Below are 17328 nucleotides of genomic sequence, written 5' to 3' on the forward strand. Positions count from 1 at the left end.
GTTCTTCACCTTATTCCTTTTATTAACCTAAAAAGTTTTATTTACATCATACCTTGTGTTTCTCTTTTTGGAGTTATCTTTTATCATAGCACAATTTTGAATGCTCCGGCATACGTAGACCCTGTCCATTACATGACAAAAAACGCTCAGGCAACTCTGAACCGAATTACGAAACGGCCCGGATATTACGACATGAGCGCTAATTATCTTTCAAGTAGTTCAGCTTTCCACCTGTTCACTTTGAGCCGCTGAAGGTGTATCCTCCACACCCTCTACACCTGTGATCATCACAGACAGAGCTGTCAGCAGGTTAATCTCATAAGGCGAAGATAAAGTCTGGCCGTCCGCATCTTTTAGAACACGGATAAGCGGACGTTGAGGAACACGTGAATGAATTGATGCAACTACCCCAACCTCTCCTGTACTGAGCTTGACTGAAATACCTACTGGGTATATCGCGACACAATCCCTGAACTTCTCCAGCATCCATTGTTCATAGAGGGTTCCTGAACCCGTATACAACACCTCTACTGCCTGATGCGGCAGCAAAGCTCGCTTGTACACCCGATTCGTCGTCATGGCATCATACGAATCAGCAAGCGCAATCCATTTGGCATATTCATGAATTTCCTTGTCTTTCAAACCAAAGGGATATCCACTGCCATCAATTCGTTCATGGTGCTGCAATGCACAATGCGCGGATAGAAGCGGTATACCTGGTTCATCTTTGAGAATACGGTGTCCATATGTAGTGTGCTGCTGAATGATTTTGAATTCCTCGTCACTCAATCTGGAGGGTTTATGCAAAATTTCTGGCGCAATCTGTGTTTTGCCGATATCATGCAACAAAGCGCCCAGACCAATCTCCATTAATTGCTGGCGTGTGTAACCCGAAGCGACACCAAGAACCAGTGTGTACACACATACATTCAGAGAATGGTTATACAGGTCAAAATCACTGGAGTTCATGTCCATCAGCATAATCATGGCTTCCTTCTGACTGCCGATGTCTTCCAGAATCGCATTCATCACACCACTAAGCGCTTTACCGAAATGAGGAATCTGATTTTTGGTTTTCAGTCCTGACATGCTCTGAAATTGCTGTTTAATCTCGACCAGTGCTTTCCTTCGGGTCTCTTCCTGCAACATTTCAGGAACGATGATGTCCTCTGTCGCAGCATCTTTAATATACACATAACCGACTCCGAGATCCTTAAGGCGTCCAATCAATCGACTGGTTAGCTCTACATCCTCACTAAGTAATACAAGGCCTTCTTCACTATAAATACGTTTCCCCAGCTTCATGCCAGGCTGCAATAAGTTTATATGTACTAAACGCACAGCCTATCCTCTCCCGCTCCGTAGATGTAATTACCACTAGCCGCCGCTTCAGCAGAAGGCAAGTACTTTAAATTTAGCTTTGATGCCAGCGGGCTCGCAGGCTGTTGTCCAGAGCCCCTGGTCGTTTTATTTCCGTTTCCAGCAAATCGCGTATGAATTCCGGAAGATGATAGAGCGTACGGGTTCCATGAGCAAGAGGAGGATATCCCACATTGAACGTAAACATGTCCAGTGTGCCAACGATATACTCACATTGTTCGTCCATAGGCTCCCCATTGATGGATATGGTCTGGATCTTCTCATAGGCTGGCGCATCTGGATTGTATTGAACTTCCATTCCGTCCATACATAACGTGCCTAGAATATGACCACGAAAACCAAATCCTACAATGGGCTTACCTGAAAACTCGTCCAACAAGGACTGCTCAAGTGCTTCACGAATATGACTTCCACTCAAGCATATTGTACAAGCATTTATAGGAGATGGACATAGGGAATGCAACATTCCTTTTGTAATATTACCTTGTGGAAGCTCTCCGAGAAGCTGACCTGCATTCACCAGGGACAGCTGGGCCCCCGTGAAATGACGAACAGCTTGTGCAAGCAATGTTGCAAACGGGGATTCCCGGTCATACGCGATGGGCAGTACCCGATCCGTTATCACTGCCGTCTGATTGAGTGTCCTTTCGGCCTCCGTACGATTCGTAGCGATTGCCAGCGCGACCTGATCATCCAGTAATATGCTCTTGGCAGCCATACAACCGCTACTTACCAGTTGGAGAGGTTCTCCCACACTTGTTCGTTCCAGAACCACTTTCCCAAGCCATTGGCCAAATTTTCCAGCTGCACCCAGCACGGTCTGACCAATGACTAAGGGTTCTTCGAGAACATGATGGGTATGTCCACCGAGAATAACATCAATTCCAGTAATCTGCTCTGCCAGTCTCCGATCTGTCGAAAGCCCCAGATGTGAAAGAATAACCACCACATCCACTTCATCACGTAATGCTTCCACTTGAGCTCTTAATGACTCCACGGGGTCCAGAACATCCCACCCGAGCAATTCGTAAAACGTGGTAAAAGGGGCCGTTGCCCCCAGCAGACCAACGCGAAATGGACCTTTCTCCACAATCAGAGAAGGTTTCATCCACACTGGCGCAAGTCCAGTATCTTGCTCCACAACATTGCCGCATACCACAGGACACAGAAGTCCAGCGTAGGACTGCGAGAGCTGATCTGGCGTAAAGGTTAGTCCTTCGTTGTTACCGATTGTAATGGCATCGTAGCCCGTCAGGTTAATAACATCAACATTAGCCGTACCCATTGTTCCCTCTGTTTCAACGGCCATCCGGTCCATATGATCGCCGATATCCAATACAAGGAAGTTGCCGCCCTGGTCACGTTCCTCATTGATCATAGCGGCGATGGTGCTCATGGAGCCGAATTGGCTATGAATGTCATTGGTGTGCAGAATCGTTAACGTTTGCTTCTCCCTGGTGCTCATCACACCGCCTCCCCTGCTCTTTAATAAACGTTCATTCTTCTAATGGATAAGCATAACATTTTCCGCGTCGTTATGATATATTTATAGGGTTTAGAGATCAAAAAGAGGTGAGTCATATCTATGAAATTGACAATTCAACTATTTGCAGGTATTGCAGAACGTTTAAATACATCCCTTCTGGAGTTTGAGTACATTGGAGACATTCCAACCGCTGCCGATTTAAAAGAAAAACTGAGTCTGGCCTACCCAGAGGCAGCTTCTCAGATAAGGACATCCTTTTTGGCAGTTAACCAGCAGTACGCTCCTGCCGATAATATACTTAGCTCAGAAGATGAACTTGCGTTGATCCCTCCCGTCTCTGGAGGCGATGGTACGGATATATCCGATGAAAAGCTTCGTTTTCCCGTTCGAGAGCATCGGACTGAAGATGGCTTATTTCTGATCACAGAGTCCACCTTGTCCGTGGAAGCAACAACGGCACTAGTGATTACCCCGAATCACGGGGCAGCTCTTACTTTTGTAGGTACGACTCGTGAAATGACCGGTGAACAGCGCACCGTTCATCTTGAATACGAGGCCTATGTGCCGATGGCTCTTTCTCAGATGGCGGCCATTGGTGTGGAAATCTCCGATCGCTGGCCTGGTGTGTTATGCGCAATCAGTCACCGAATCGGCAAAGTGGATGTGGCAGAGATTAGTGTCGTCATTGCCGTTTCTTCACCTCATCGCAATGACTGTTATGATGCAAGCCGTTACGCCATAGAGAGACTCAAACAGACCGTTCCGATCTGGAAAAAGGAAATTTGGGAAGATGGATCTGAATGGAAGGGACATCAATTAGGACCATGGAACCCCATGGAGAACTAAACAATGAGCCTTTACACCTTTTTAGACAGAGTGGGTTAATAGTAAATAAGTCGTTGTCAACCCATTTTTTTCTTGTTATTATAATTATATGTGTCGATATTAGTCGAGAAAAGGTGGTTTATACGTGAGAGTGCATGTTACTGATCTTAAACCGGGTGACCTGTTACAAAATGATGTATACAACAGTTCGGGTCTCCACATGCTGATGAAAGGTTCCACCCTCAGTGAAGATGACCTATCCAAACTGTTGCAACATGGAATCGAGTACGCAGATGTAGAACACACACCATCCGACCTACACTCTGATGCACAAACCTTACCTTCCGATCAAACCCGTCTGTTAACTAACTTGTTTAACGATACGATCAAAGGTACTGAATCTCTATTTCAACAAGCGATGGAGAAGGGTTTTATTGATGAGACACAGGTCGATGAGATTTTGTTTACCCTAACAGAACAGTTGGAAAAACAAAAAGATGTTGTCTCCTTGTTGCTTATGCTGGACGGGGATAGCGATTATACGTACAACCATTCATTGCAAGTCGGAATGCTCGCTTTTTATATCGCCGGCTGGATGGGTTACAACCCCGAGGAATGTCTAACGGTAGCCAAAGCGGGATATCTTCATGATATCGGCAAGTCCAAGATTCCTTCTGAAATGTTACATAAACCTGGTAAATTGACCACGGAAGAATTTGACGAAATGAAGAAGCACACATTCTATGGGTACGATATCATTAAAGAATCCACACAGGATGAAATTCTGGCAACGGTAGCACTTCAGCATCATGAGCGCGAGGATGGAAGTGGTTATCCTCATGGACTGCGAGGAGACGAGATCCACCCATATGCCCGTATAACGGCTGTAGCAGACGTTTACAGCGCCATGACGACGAATCGGGTGTACCAGACCAAACAGGAACTGATCTCTGTTCTGTGTGAGCTGTACAGCCTCAGCTTTGGTCAGTTAAATGCTGAAGCAACGCAGGAACTGATCAAGCACATGCTGCCTAATTTCATCGGTAAAAGGGTTCTGCTCACCACGGGTCAGACGGGACTCATTGTCATGAATAATCCTGCGGATTATTTCCGACCACTCGTTCAGACCTCTACGGCCTTTATCGATTTAGCGAAAGAAAGAGATATTGCTATCGTTGAAATTTATGTACAGTAAGCATGCAACAAGTCATTAGGTTCATTTTTACACAGCACGCAGCAGCATGCATACGAAGAACTAAACATTAGCTCGAATAACCAACTCATAGGTTGGCATATGACAAAAGGGAAGCCGTAATCGGCTTCCCTTTTGTCTATTCCGATTCGATCATGTTGGATTACACACAGAATGCTTTTGTGATGATAACCAACAGAATGAACAGTACCAAGATTGCACCAGTGTTTGTGAACATATTGTATCCGCCAACGCCGCCTACTCCGCCTACGTTGCCACCACAGCCATATCCTACTTCGCTCATGTGATTGCCTCCTCTTCATCAGGTATACCCTAACATATGACGTTTCCAGTGGAATGAACCGGGCGAATAGGCAACATTCGATAAATGGTTGTCTGCCTGCATCTACCTGAGCGGATCAGCCTTTTGCTACTCCCTGTTCTTTGCAGGGATCTATATATCGGAGCCCGAATGAACCTGGATGCCTTTTTCCTTGCGGTACATGATAACAAGTAATCTCCAAAATTCATAACTGCCTTTGTCGTTCATGATAAACGGTCGATAATAATCAAATGCTTGCTGCGCCCATGCGGGACAATCCATATTAGAAAGTTGCTCCTGTTGCTGAATCCATCCCCCTTGAATCTCCAGCGTTTTCTGCATGGCTTCAAACACTTTCTTCTGCTCATTGGTCATCGGCGGAGCCTCCTGTTCCTTAGATGCAGTTCCGTATTCGGCCTGTAGATATGCACCTGGTTCCGTCACACCATCTTCGCTGGCTGTGTACCCGTAAGATGGCGCACTTGTTTTACGAATCTCATAATGTACATGCGGGCCAGTACTCTGACCCGTGCTTCCCTGATTCCCGATAAGCTGCCCTCCCTTCACCCGCTGCCCAACGGTTACGGCAATCCGCGAAAGGTGAGCATAACAATGCAAGTAGCCACGATGATCTTGAAGGGCAACTGTAAGCCCGTAACCGCCGAATCCGGAGCCTGTAACTCCTTCGGAAGCAAAACATACCCTACCCTCCATAAAAGCGTAGACGGGACCATTCCATGGCTCTTTCACGAGATCAATTCCGCGGTGAAACGTCTGTCCACCATGAATGGGATGAATTCGATAGCCGAATGAACTTGTAATCCGATATCCCTCGAAAGGGTTCACGCTCATACACTCACATCCTTTTCTATCATTAAATGCTTAAATCTATGAAATGGCTTGTGCTATTGGTCTTATTTTATTCCACAAAAATACCGCTCAGAATATCATTAGGGAAACCTTATGGTCTCTCTCCAACGTATATTCCAAGCGGCGCGCTATGCCGTTATGAACACTCTATGAGATGTATATATTATTATTTCATTTTAAGCACTACTCTCTTCTAATTCAGAGGTCTGTATATGGCGCCTAGCTGATCTAATTCCTGTCCTGCTCTTCCATAAAATCCGGCTATATACCACCCTACTGGTGCCTCAAGTTTAATTTGATCCGATGTCTTTTGTCCGCCTTCAATCTTATTTCCAAGATTGGTCGACAACTCCACGTAAAAGATCCGTTTATCTCCATTTCGTGTCCCCTGACTAATGGTTGCCTGGGTTAAGTACTCTCCCTCCGCCAGGTTTAGTGTGGTAATATTCGATTGGCCGCCATGTGCCAGGTTCGTTCCATCCCTGTACAACGTTGAAATGCCGTCTACACGGTTGCCCGAGTTAAGCGCAACGGAACTGGGTCTGGCATCGGGAATCTGATTCAGATCATTAAACCCAGTTCCTCCAGATCCACCAATCGTTGAACTAAGTTGGTACTGAGAAGATGTGCTGTACACAAATTCCGCTGTAATCGGATAATGATCGGAGAGTTGCTTCCCACTCGGATCAACAAATGTTTGATTTTCTAGACGGTAGCTCTGTGCATTCAGAGACAACGCTTTACTTCCGCGATACAAAATTTTGTCCACGATCTCATAGTTGGGTCCATTTAAATTGGTTGCATCCATAAGGGCTTCTCCATCAGCGGGAATACTCCCACCTCGAATCAAATCGATCCACGGATCGCTTAAACCATTCTCAGACATGAGCAACTCTATATTGTCAGCGGCACGGGTATACCGTGTATTGGTATCCCCAAATACGATAACCGCATTCCCGTCCGAGTGCTCCTTGATGTAATTGGAGAGTTGTCTGATATTATCTCGTCTGGCCTCAAGCGATTTATCATCTCTACCCGCGTCCGCATGCAAGTTGTACACGTCCACTTTCACCTGAGGTGTGATCTCATATGTAGCTGCTGTAAATCCTTTTGGAGTCAATTCATCACTTCCATTGTCAAAAACACCAGATCGCTTATCCCAGGTAATACGTTTCAAGTCACGGAATGGATATTTGGACAGACTGTTTAACCCACTACCAAAACCCGCAATTCCGCTTGTTGTCGTAAGATACGGCAGAGTGACTTGGGAGATCAGCTCATTATGATAATTAAAATCCTCTTGCACATTAATGATGTCATAGTCATTTAATTTTGGGGAAATCTGAACGGTGTACTCCTTGGGGTTGGAACTGGATACCAGGTCCGGAAGACCACCTACATTGTAACTAAGTACGTTGAATGAACCCGATACCGATCCACCTTCTGCAGCACTCGCCGTTGATAAAAATAACGGAGAGCTCGTAAAGGCAACAACAGCAGACAATACCAAGGCTGCTCCTTTTTTAACTATACTTCTTCGCATCATACCCCTCCTCATATTAGAATCTATTCAAATATATGTAATATTCGTTAATGGAAGAATAACGCTGGTCTATTCATTTGTAAATATACAAATTGAACTAAAGAATATTTCCGCTTGCCACTCCGATAACAGAATAACCTTCTAATCACTGTTATCCCCAGATTTTTTGAATAAAAATACCCCCTTGAGAGACTTTTTAAAAAGTCTGCTCTAGAGGGTATTCGATCACATAAAACGATATCTACCGCTTAACATCAGCAACTAGCTTCAGCTTTACGGCTTCGAAAGGCGTTGCATTGGATTAACCAATGGAACCTTCCATTTCGAACTTGATCAATCTATTCATCTCAACAGCGTATTCCATTGGCAATTCCTTCGTGAATGGCTCAATGAAGCCCATGATAATCATCTGTGTTGCTTCTGCATCCGTCAGACCACGGCTCATCAGGTAGAAGAGTTGATCCTCAGACACTTTGGATACTGTAGCTTCATGCTCCAGCATGATGTTATCATTCATGATTTCATTGTAAGGAATTGTATCCGATGTGGACTCATTATCGAGAATGAGTGTATCACACTTGATGTTGGATTTCGCGCCCTCAGCTTGACGTCCAAAGGAAGCCAAACCACGGTACGTTACTTTACCACCATGTTTACTGATGGATTTGGATACGATCGTAGATGTTGTATCCGGAGCCAAGTGGATCATTTTCGCACCTGCATCCTGATGCTGGTTTTTACCAGCTACAGCGATGGAGAGTACGGAACCTTTAGCTCCACGGCCTTTCAATACAACCGCAGGATATTTCATTGTCAGTTTGGAACCGATGTTACCATCGACCCATTCCATTGTTGCATTTTCTTCTGCAACTGCACGTTTCGTAACGAGGTTGTAGATGTTTGGTGCCCAGTTTTGGATCGTTGTGTAACGAACACGGGCATTTTTCTTACAGATAATCTCAACGACCGCACTATGCAGTGAGTTCGTGCTGTAGATTGGAGCTGTACAGCCCTCTACATAGTGAACGAAACTATCTTCGTCGGCAATGATGAGTGTACGCTCGAATTGTCCCATATTCTCGGAGTTAATCCGGAAGTAGGCTTGCAGAGGTACTTCACATTTAACGCCCTTAGGCACGTAGATGAAGCTTCCTCCGGACCATACCGCACTATTCAATGCAGCAAATTTGTTATCTGCTGGCGGAATAACCGTTGCAAAATATTCACGCAGGATTTCCGGATGCTCTCTGAGAGCCGTATCCGTATCCATGAAGATTACACCTTGGTCTTCCAATTCCTTTTGCATGTTGTGGTATACAACCTCGGACTCATACTGAGCCGATACACCTGCAAGGAACTTTTGCTCTGCTTCAGGGATACCCAATTTATCAAAGGTTTCCTTGATTTCGGAAGGAACTTCCTCCCATGTTTTACCTTGTTTCTCCGAAGCACGTACATAATACTGAATCTCATTGAAATCCAATCCGTCGAGATCTCCGCCCCATTTCGGCATTGGCATCTTTTCGAATTGTTTCAAGGATTTCAAACGGAATTCCAACATCCATTCCGGTTCATTCTTAATCTTGGAAATCTCGGTAACCACTTCTGCAGTCAGACCTTTACCGGTTTGAAAGATGGATTTGTGCTCGTCGCGAAAACCATATTTGTACTCTTCCATTTCTGGTGCTTTTTTAGCCATCTTGCTCTACCTCCCTATCGTTATTGTACTTTGTTCTCTTCGTCAATCCCTTTGCGTAATGCATTCCAGGCCAGAGTGGCACATTTGATGCGTGCAGGGAACTTGTTCACACCGGATAGGGCTTCGAGATCTTCATAATCGTCGAAATCGACTTCTTCACCTTTCATCAGTGAGGAAAAACGGTTAGCGATATCGAGTGCCTGTTCCATCGTTTTGCCTTTGACGGCCTCTGTCATCATCGATGCAGAGGACATGCTGATGGAGCAGCCTTCACCCGTATATTTGGCTTCCTGGACGATTCCGTCTTTCAGCAAAATTTGCAGTGAAATCCGGTCGCCGCACGTTGGATTGTTCAAATTCACCGTGACAGCGTCATTATCAAATGTTCCGCGGTTACGCGGGTTTTTGTAGTGGTCCATTATAACACGTCTGTACAGATCATCAAGTTGCATCGCCAAAATACTCCTTTGTCTGGATTAAGGCGCTCACAAGCCGATCTACATCTTGTTCGTTATTGTATAGATAGAAGCTGGCACGAGCTGTTGAGCTAACTTCAAGCCAGCGCATTAGCGGTTGACAGCAATGGTGTCCGGCACGAATGGCTACGCCACTCGCATCCAGCACGGTTGCCACATCATGCGGATGAACATCACCCAGGTTAAAGGTAACGACACCCACATGCCGCTTGGCTGGGCCATAGATCGTTAACCCATCAATTTCGGCCAGTCGTTCTGTTGCATAAGCTGCCAGCACACTCTCATGATGTGCGATCTCATCCATACCAATCTGCTCCAGAAAATCAATGGCAGCTCCCAACCCTACCGCACCTGCGATAATCGGGGTTCCACCTTCGAACTTCCAGGGAAGCTCTTTCCAGTTGGATTCGTACAGACCCACATCATCAATCATTTCACCGCCGAACTCAATGGGTTCCATGGACTCCAGCAGCGCCTTTTTGCCGTAGAGTGCACCGATTCCGGTTGGTCCGCACATTTTATGACCGGATAATGCATAGAAATCACAGTCCAGATCCTGAACGTCCACCTTCATGTGAGGTGTGCTTTGTGCACCATCAACAACGATGACAGCACCATTGCGGTGTGCAATTTCAGCAATTTGTTTCACAGGATGGATCAGACCCATAACATTGGATACATAAGCGATTGCTACAATTTTAGTATTGTTCGTAATCGTCTTCTCGACATCAGCCAATTCAATATGACCGTCAGGCTGAAGCGGGATGTATTTCAATGTTGCACCTGTCTCCTTGGCAACCTGCTGCCAAGGAATCAGATTACTATGGTGCTCCATTTGCGTGATAACAATTTCATCGCCTTCTTTGCAATTGGCTCGGGCATACGATGAAGCCACCAGATTCAGGGCTGTCGTTGTCCCGCGGGTAAAGATAATCTCCTGTGTACGGCGGGCATTGATAAACTTGGCTACCTTCTCACGTGCGCCTTCATAGGCGTCCGTTGCACGGCTTCCAAGGGTATGAACACCGCGGTGTACGTTGGAGTTCTCAAACTCATAATAATGTTTGACTGCTTCAATCACAGCATGAGGCTTCTGTGAAGTTGCAGCACTATCTAAATATACGAGCGGGTGTCCGTTGATTTCCTGGTGGAGGATCGGGAACTGCTCGCGAATGGACGGGTTCATTGTCCCAGCTTCTTCTCAATCAGGGACTGCAATTGGGTACGCAGTGCTTCCAGAGGAATATCCGCCACCACCGGAGCCAGGAAGCCATAGATGATCAGGCGTTCGGCATCCGTACGGTTAATTCCGCGCGACATCAAGTAATGAATCTGCTCGGCATTGACTTGACCAACAGAAGCCGCGTGACCTGCTGTTACATCATCTTCATCAATAAGGAGGATTGGGTTCGCATCTCCACGTGCTTTAGGGCTCAGCATCAACACTTTCTCTGTCTGCTGTCCATCGGCTTTGGTAGCGCCTTTCTCAATCTTCGTGATTCCGTTAATGATTGCAGAAGCTTCTTCACGCATAACTGCACGTGTAATCATCTGACTTGGTGTATTCTTGCCGAAGTGACGAGCTTCTGTGGTGTAGTTGATTTTCTGCGAACCGGAACCTACAGCGATGACTTTGGAATCAGAACTTGATCCATTGCCTTTCAGCACGGTCATCGTGTTGCTCGCTGTGTCGCCATTGTTCATTTCGCCTACAATCCACTCGATGGAAGCATCATTCTCCAACACTGCACGACGGAATGAAACATCAGTTACATTCACACTCAGTTGATGAACCGATGCGAAACGTACTTTAGCACCGGATTTTGCGAATACTTCCACAACACCATTATGGAAAACAGGTGCGGACAATTCGCCAGATACATAGTTATCAACATAAGTTACGGAACTGTTTGCTTCTGCAACTACAAGCACGTGAGGTGCAAACGTTGCAGATGCGTCGTCCGTAAGCAACACTGCTTGCAGTGGTACTTCGATTTCGACATTTTTCGGAACATACAGGAAGACCCCGCCATTCCAAAGTGCCGCATGCAATGCAGCGAGGGAATGCTCATCCGCTTTCACTGCTGTGTTCAGATATTGTTTTACCAGATCGCCATGTTCGCGAACCGCTGTAGCCAGATCCGTGAAGATAACTCCTTTTGCTGCCAGATCAGCAGACACCTTGGAGTATACCGTACCGGAATTGCGCTGGATAACCAGACTGCCTTCAGCTTGATCCTGAACCAGATCTTTAATAGAAGCAGGTACTTCTGTCAAAGAAGAAATAGCTTCACTTGTTTTATATGTTCCGTACTCGCTGACATTCCAGCGTTCGATTTTTTGTTTTTCCAGTTTAGGAAGCGCAAGCCCGCTCGCAAGCTTTAAAGCTTCGAGCCGCTGTTCGGTCAACCAGCCGGGTTCATTGTTGCTTTCCGACAAGGCGCGAAGCGCTTCAGATTCAACCGGAAGAATTGTTTGTGTAGTCATTGATTAATCCTCCTCCGTTTTGTCTTTACGCTTCTTGGCCTACAGTTTCGTCTGTAATTCCCAGCTCTGCCTTTACCCAGTCATATCCTTCAGCTTCCAGACGGTGAGCCAATTCAGGTCCGCCGGATTTCACGATACGACCTTGCATCATTACGTGAACATAGTCAGGCGTAATGTAGTTCAACAGACGTTGGTAGTGAGTGATGATCAGGAAGCCACGATCTTCGCTCTTCATAGCGTTCACACCGTCAGCCACGATTTTCAAAGCATCGATGTCCAGACCGGAGTCAATTTCATCAAGTACTACGATTTTTGGATCAAGCAGCATCATTTGCAGAATCTCGTTACGTTTTTTCTCACCACCGGAGAAACCTTCATTCAGGTAACGGTGAGCGAACTCAGGGTTCATGTCGAGTTCTTTCATTTTACCTTCCATTTGACGAATGAACTTGATCAGGGAGATCTCATTACCTTCGCCACGACGTGCGTTAATTGCACTACGCAAGAAGTCGGAGTTCGTAACACCTGCAATTTCGCTTGGGTATTGCATAGCCAGGAAGAGACCTGCACGTGCGCGCTCATCTACAGCCATATCCAATACATCTTCACCATCAAGTGTAATTGTACCGTCTGTTACTTCATATTTCGGGTGACCCATCAATGCAGAAGCCAGAGTAGATTTACCTGTTCCGTTCGGACCCATGATTGCGTGGATTTCTCCACCTTTCATTTCCAGGTTGATGCCTTTCAGGATTTCCTTACCTTCGATCGTCGCTTTCAGACCTTCAATGACGAAATTCGTAGCCATGTGTATTGTTTCCCTCCATTGATTAAATTGATGTTAGTTGTCGAAAACGAAAAAGCGCCTATTATATCTGAACAGGGCTTCCCCTGAATTTCTCCTGTACTCGATTCTTAAAGCAAGAACACTTTAGAATAATTCTAAACTGATTCTCAATGATAATCAAGTCATTTCCTAAGAACCTTTGTCCCTTGCATGAAACCTTATTCTTTCTGATTCTATAGTAAAAGACAAATTGAATCAAATCAGAAAACATCTTAAGCACAAATGCACAGTGAGAAAAATCACAGCAATTCAAGCTTTTATGTCATCTGCTGTACACTAATCTAAAAAAAGGACTCATCCATATTATGGACAAGTCCCTCCGTTAAATAACGTTACCATTTACAATTTGAGCATCTCGTTAATCTTCTGTACCTGTTCGTCAAAATCCGCAACGTCCACCACCGGCGTCATTTCGCGCGGCACCGGACCATTCGGAATAGAAATCCATGAACGGCAACCATTATATTCAGGCAGTACGGGGATTTCCATCGGTTCTTCCAAAAGGTACACACGTAAAATCAATACATGGAGCGGATCTTTCCGTTTCCATTTCAAACGGTCTTCGGCAAAATCCGCTGTCCACATATGAAAGTCAAGAAGTCGATCCAGCATCTCCTGATCTCGTATCTCCAGATCCTGCGTTACTTCAGCATATGCTGTAATACGGATTGTCGAAGCTTCGGGCACCCATTCGGCCAGTGATTCTTCAACATAGGATTGATCCGAGGACTTAATCAGTTCTTTACGCTGATGTTCATAAGTCGGATACAGGTAAAACGCCGGACTTTTCAGCTCGAAATGTCGGGTTTCCTCTACAATCCCGCCTTTGCGCATCACCATAATCTGGCGACCCGTTTCCAGCGCTTTGATTGCAGAAGCCCATTCTTTTAAAGCCGGTATCGTCGGTTCTAACATAAGCGGTTCCCTCCCCAATCGTTCTTGTCAGCAGTATAGACGCTTAGGGCGTTTCTGACAACATGATCGGGGATCAAAAAGCTTACGTAAGAAACCCACTTGTATTAAGCAAAATCTTGGCTATATTAACCCAGGAAAGAGCGAAGCATCCACATGTGTTTCTCCAGGTCAGCCTTGAAGCCTGTCAGCATATCGGATGTTGGTTGATCTTCAGCTGCATCTGCAACTTCGATACCTTCCTGATATTCATTCGAAAGTGTAGCGAAGTCCTCGATCAGGTTTTGCACCATTGTTTTTGCGTCTTCTCCGCCTGCTGCTTCTTGGATAGAAGAAAGCTCCAGATACTCTTTCATTGTAGCCGCCGGGCTACCTTTCAGTGTAAGGATACGCTCTGCGATTTCATCCATTTGTACTGTAACTTCGTTGTAGAATTCTTCGAATTTCACATGCAACGTGAAGAAGTTAGGTCCTTTAACGTACCAGTGATAGTTATGGATTTTGACATACAATACGTTCAGGTTAGCTACCTGACGATTAAGTACTTGTTCCACCGATTTTGCTTGATCTGTTTTGTTTTTTGTAGCCATATTAATCCCATCCTTTTATTTAAAATTAGTCTGTCATGCCATGATAAGCAGGTTGTCCCGCAATACATAACAGAGAGTTAATAATGTGTCACCACATGTAGTGGAGAGCCTTGTTAACGGCGTTTCTCTCAACCGTCCGGCCTATTTGTTTTTACCCTTGAACCGGAAGTTCGAATCAGGATCGACTTGACTTGTCTCAAAAAAAAGTTCAAAAACCGCGCTATTTCCGATATACTGACATATACCAAGCAAAGAAGTGGGTTTTCCTGTTTCTTCATATATATGGAGGTGGCACCTTTGTCCCAATATCGCCCGTTTACCCCCCAGGATGCAATTGAACTGGCCAAAACATTACCGGGTCCATTTGCGGCAGATGCAAATCTGGATTGTCACGAGATCGGCGATGGCAATCTGAATTTGGTATTCCACATCACGGATCAGAACTCCGATAAAAGTATCATTATCAAACAAGCGCTTCCTTATGCGAAAGTGGTTGGAGAATCATGGCCGCTCTCTCTGGTACGTGCCCGAATTGAACGTGAGATTCTTCAGGAAGAGTATCGTCTGTGTCCAGGGATGGTACCCGAAGTGTATCATTACGATGATGACCTCGCGTTAACGGTTATGGAAGATCTGAGTGATCATGTGATCATGCGCAAAGGCCTGATCGAAGGTGTTTCCTATCCTCTTTTTGCACAGCATATTGGGGAATTCATGGCAAGAACGCTGTTTTTCACATCCGACTTGGGCATGAATCAGCAATTGAAGAAGGAACAACAGGGCAGATTCATTAATCCGGACCAATGCAAAATAACGGAGGATCTGATCTTTGATGAACCCTACCGGATCGCTGAGAAAAATAATTATGATGTTTCCATTGAGGACGAGGCTGAAGCCCTTCGCACAGATGGAGAACTTCACCTTGAAGTGGCCTTGCTGCGGGAAAAATTCCTGACACATGGGCAGGCATTGCTTCATGGGGATCTGCATACAGGCAGTATTTTTGTTACACCTGAATCAACCAAGGTCATCGATCCCGAATTTGCATATTACGGCCCCATGGGATTTGATGTCGGTGCAGTCCTTGCGAACCTGCTCTTGAATTACGCATCCCTGCCAGGATGGATTCAGGATGAGACTGCTTTGCATGAACGTGAGACGCTTTTGCTGAAAATGGTTCGTGATGTATGGACTGAATTCGAATCTCGTTTCCGTGCCCTCTGGGTTAACGACCTCGTTGATCCGATGGCAAAAACTGCAGGCTATCAGGATCTGTATGTGCAACAATTGTTCAGAGATTCGATCGGCTTCGCAGGTGCCAAGATGGTTCGTCGTATCGTGGGACTTGCTCACGTGGCGGATATAGATACCATTCCAAATGCGACTGAACGTGAACATGCTCAGCGTAAAGCGTTGTCCATTGGTAAAGCATTGATCAAGAACAATCGTCGCTTGAATACCATCGGCGAAGTACTGGATATTGTATCCACAGCTGTTACTACTACTAAGGTTTAACATAAGGAACGGAGGTACCACCCATGACAACCCCTGAATATCAGCCTCTGTCCTCTCTCATCTGGAAAAAGGACAAGCTTGAAATGCTTGACCAGCGTCTGTTGCCCGAAACGATCCTCATGTTGAAACTGTATACACCCGAGGAAGTATGGGAATCCATCCACTCCATGAAAGTACGCGGTGCTCCAGCGATTGGTATTGCTGCCGCATTTGGTGTTGTATTGGGTGCCAAATCATATGACGGAACAACCGTTCAAGGTTGGTTGGACCACGTAAAATCCATATGTGCTCATCTGGCTACTTCCCGTCCAACAGCGGTCAACCTATTCTGGGCACTGGATCGCATGATGCAAAAATCAAATGAGGTCGTTGAATCCGGCCTGAGCCTGGATGAGGGCAATGATGCTCTTGAAGTAGAAGCTCTGTTGATTCAGAAAGAAGACGAAGAAGTATGCCGCATGATCGGCGAGAATGCACTGCCTTTGTTCGAAGATGGTATGGGTGTACTTACTCACTGCAACGCAGGCGGACTAGCTACTGCGAAATACGGTACAGCAACCGCTCCAATGTATCTCGCACAGGAACGTGGCATTCACCTGAAAGTATTTGCAGACGAAACTCGTCCTGTACTTCAGGGTGCACGCCTGACTGCATTTGAGTTACAGCAAGCCGGCATTGACGTTACGCTGCTCTGTGATAACATGGCAGGCATGGTGATGTCCAAAGGCTGGATTCAAGCCGTTATCGTCGGAACTGATCGTGTTGCAGCTAACGGTGACGTAGCTAACAAAATCGGAACTTACAGTGTGGCCTTGCTTGCCAAGGCTCATAATATTCCGTTCTATGTAGCGAGCCCATTGTCGACTATCGACTTGTCCACTCCATCCGGGGACCTCATTCCGATTGAAGAACGCGCTGCGGAAGAAGTCACTGAAGGATTTGGTAAACGTACAGCACCGCAAGGTGTTAAAGTATACAATCCAGCATTTGACGTAACGCCTAACGAATATGTAACAGCTATTATCACGGAAAAAGGCGTTGTTCGCGCACCTTTCCAAGAAAATCTGGCTGCCTTGTTCGCGAAGGAAGAAGCTGAATTTAATGAGAGTATTTAAGAATAAAATTCGTGTATAGAGCCATTGGCTACTGATGTGCCCGGCTCTGTATTAGGACGCTAAGAAGCT

At 45.7% G+C, this 17328-nt stretch carries 16 protein-coding genes; 4 read left to right on the top strand and 12 right to left on the bottom strand.

What is annotated here, in order from left to right:
• Nucleotides 1-219: 219 nt before the first annotated feature.
• The gene (locus J2Z28_RS02670; RefSeq protein ID WP_211081092.1) at nucleotides 220-1341 is read right to left on the bottom strand and encodes an HD-GYP domain-containing protein; all 1122 of its coding nucleotides are present in this window, start codon (nucleotides 1339-1341) and stop codon (nucleotides 220-222) included.
• Between the two features lie 73 nt (nucleotides 1342-1414).
• Nucleotides 1415-2845 carry a bifunctional metallophosphatase/5'-nucleotidase gene (locus J2Z28_RS02675; protein ID WP_211081093.1) on the bottom strand — a complete coding sequence of 477 codons (1431 nt, stop codon included), beginning with the start codon at nucleotides 2843-2845 and terminating at the stop codon, nucleotides 1415-1417.
• 120 nt (nucleotides 2846-2965) lie between these two features.
• Between J2Z28_RS02675 and J2Z28_RS02680 the strand changes: the two genes are divergently transcribed.
• Nucleotides 2966-3712 (top strand): molybdenum cofactor biosynthesis protein, encoded by a 747-nt coding sequence (locus J2Z28_RS02680; protein ID WP_211081094.1) that lies wholly within the window; start codon nucleotides 2966-2968, stop codon nucleotides 3710-3712.
• Between the two features lie 124 nt (nucleotides 3713-3836).
• Complete coding sequence (locus J2Z28_RS02685; protein WP_074094355.1) at nucleotides 3837-4886, top strand: HD-GYP domain-containing protein; 1050 nt, start codon at nucleotides 3837-3839, stop codon at nucleotides 4884-4886.
• Nucleotides 4887-5046: 160 nt separating this feature from the next.
• Here J2Z28_RS02685 and J2Z28_RS02690 read toward each other — a convergent pair whose 3' ends face one another.
• The 10 genes from J2Z28_RS02690 to J2Z28_RS02735 all read right to left on the bottom strand — a co-directional run bounded on the left by J2Z28_RS02690 (nucleotide 5047) and on the right by J2Z28_RS02735 (nucleotide 14629).
• On the bottom strand, nucleotides 5047-5187 hold the full coding sequence (locus J2Z28_RS02690; RefSeq protein WP_017689533.1) for a hypothetical protein: 141 nt from the start codon (nucleotides 5185-5187) through the stop codon (nucleotides 5047-5049).
• Between the two features lie 150 nt (nucleotides 5188-5337).
• Nucleotides 5338-6057 carry a M23 family metallopeptidase gene (locus tag J2Z28_RS02695; RefSeq protein WP_211081095.1) on the bottom strand — a complete coding sequence of 240 codons (720 nt, stop codon included), beginning with the start codon at nucleotides 6055-6057 and terminating at the stop codon, nucleotides 5338-5340.
• A gap of 211 nt (nucleotides 6058-6268) precedes the next feature.
• Entirely contained in the window at nucleotides 6269-7618 is a 1350-nt protein-coding gene (locus J2Z28_RS02700; RefSeq protein ID WP_211081096.1) for a jacalin-like lectin, read from the bottom strand.
• A gap of 301 nt (nucleotides 7619-7919) precedes the next feature.
• On the bottom strand, nucleotides 7920-9317 hold the full coding sequence (gene sufB / locus J2Z28_RS02705) for a Fe-S cluster assembly protein SufB (RefSeq protein ID WP_036669904.1): 1398 nt from the start codon (nucleotides 9315-9317) through the stop codon (nucleotides 7920-7922).
• Nucleotides 9318-9337: 20 nt separating this feature from the next.
• Nucleotides 9338-9769 carry a Fe-S cluster assembly sulfur transfer protein SufU gene (gene sufU, locus J2Z28_RS02710; protein ID WP_017689537.1) on the bottom strand — a complete coding sequence of 144 codons (432 nt, stop codon included), beginning with the start codon at nucleotides 9767-9769 and terminating at the stop codon, nucleotides 9338-9340.
• Nucleotides 9759-10979, bottom strand: a complete 1221-nt coding sequence (locus J2Z28_RS02715) for a cysteine desulfurase (protein WP_211081097.1) — start codon at nucleotides 10977-10979, stop codon at nucleotides 9759-9761. The genes sufU and J2Z28_RS02715 overlap by 11 nt, the downstream gene beginning before the upstream one ends.
• Nucleotides 10976-12280 (bottom strand): Fe-S cluster assembly protein SufD, encoded by a 1305-nt coding sequence (sufD, locus tag J2Z28_RS02720; RefSeq protein ID WP_036609929.1) that lies wholly within the window; start codon nucleotides 12278-12280, stop codon nucleotides 10976-10978. The genes J2Z28_RS02715 and sufD overlap by 4 nt, the downstream gene beginning before the upstream one ends.
• A gap of 25 nt (nucleotides 12281-12305) precedes the next feature.
• Nucleotides 12306-13088, bottom strand: coding sequence for a Fe-S cluster assembly ATPase SufC (gene sufC / locus J2Z28_RS02725; protein WP_017689540.1), 783 nt, complete (start codon nucleotides 13086-13088; stop codon nucleotides 12306-12308).
• A 378-nt stretch (nucleotides 13089-13466) separates the two neighbouring features.
• Nucleotides 13467-14042 (bottom strand): DUF1802 family protein, encoded by a 576-nt coding sequence (locus J2Z28_RS02730; protein WP_211081098.1) that lies wholly within the window; start codon nucleotides 14040-14042, stop codon nucleotides 13467-13469.
• Between the two features lie 125 nt (nucleotides 14043-14167).
• Nucleotides 14168-14629, bottom strand: a complete 462-nt coding sequence (locus tag J2Z28_RS02735) for a Dps family protein (RefSeq protein WP_017689542.1) — start codon at nucleotides 14627-14629, stop codon at nucleotides 14168-14170.
• A 297-nt stretch (nucleotides 14630-14926) separates the two neighbouring features.
• On the opposite strand from J2Z28_RS02735, the gene mtnK reads away from it, so the two are divergent.
• Together mtnK and mtnA are read left to right on the top strand one after the other, a co-directional pair.
• Nucleotides 14927-16144 (top strand): S-methyl-5-thioribose kinase, encoded by a 1218-nt coding sequence (mtnK, locus tag J2Z28_RS02740; RefSeq protein ID WP_211081099.1) that lies wholly within the window; start codon nucleotides 14927-14929, stop codon nucleotides 16142-16144.
• A 23-nt stretch (nucleotides 16145-16167) separates the two neighbouring features.
• Nucleotides 16168-17259, top strand: coding sequence for an S-methyl-5-thioribose-1-phosphate isomerase (gene mtnA, locus J2Z28_RS02745; protein ID WP_211081100.1), 1092 nt, complete (start codon nucleotides 16168-16170; stop codon nucleotides 17257-17259).
• Nucleotides 17260-17328: the final 69 nt, after the last annotated feature.

Origin of the sequence: Paenibacillus xylanexedens (assembly GCF_017874615.1) — a bacterium.
Lineage (GTDB): Bacteria > Bacillota > Bacilli > Paenibacillales > Paenibacillaceae > Paenibacillus > Paenibacillus xylanexedens.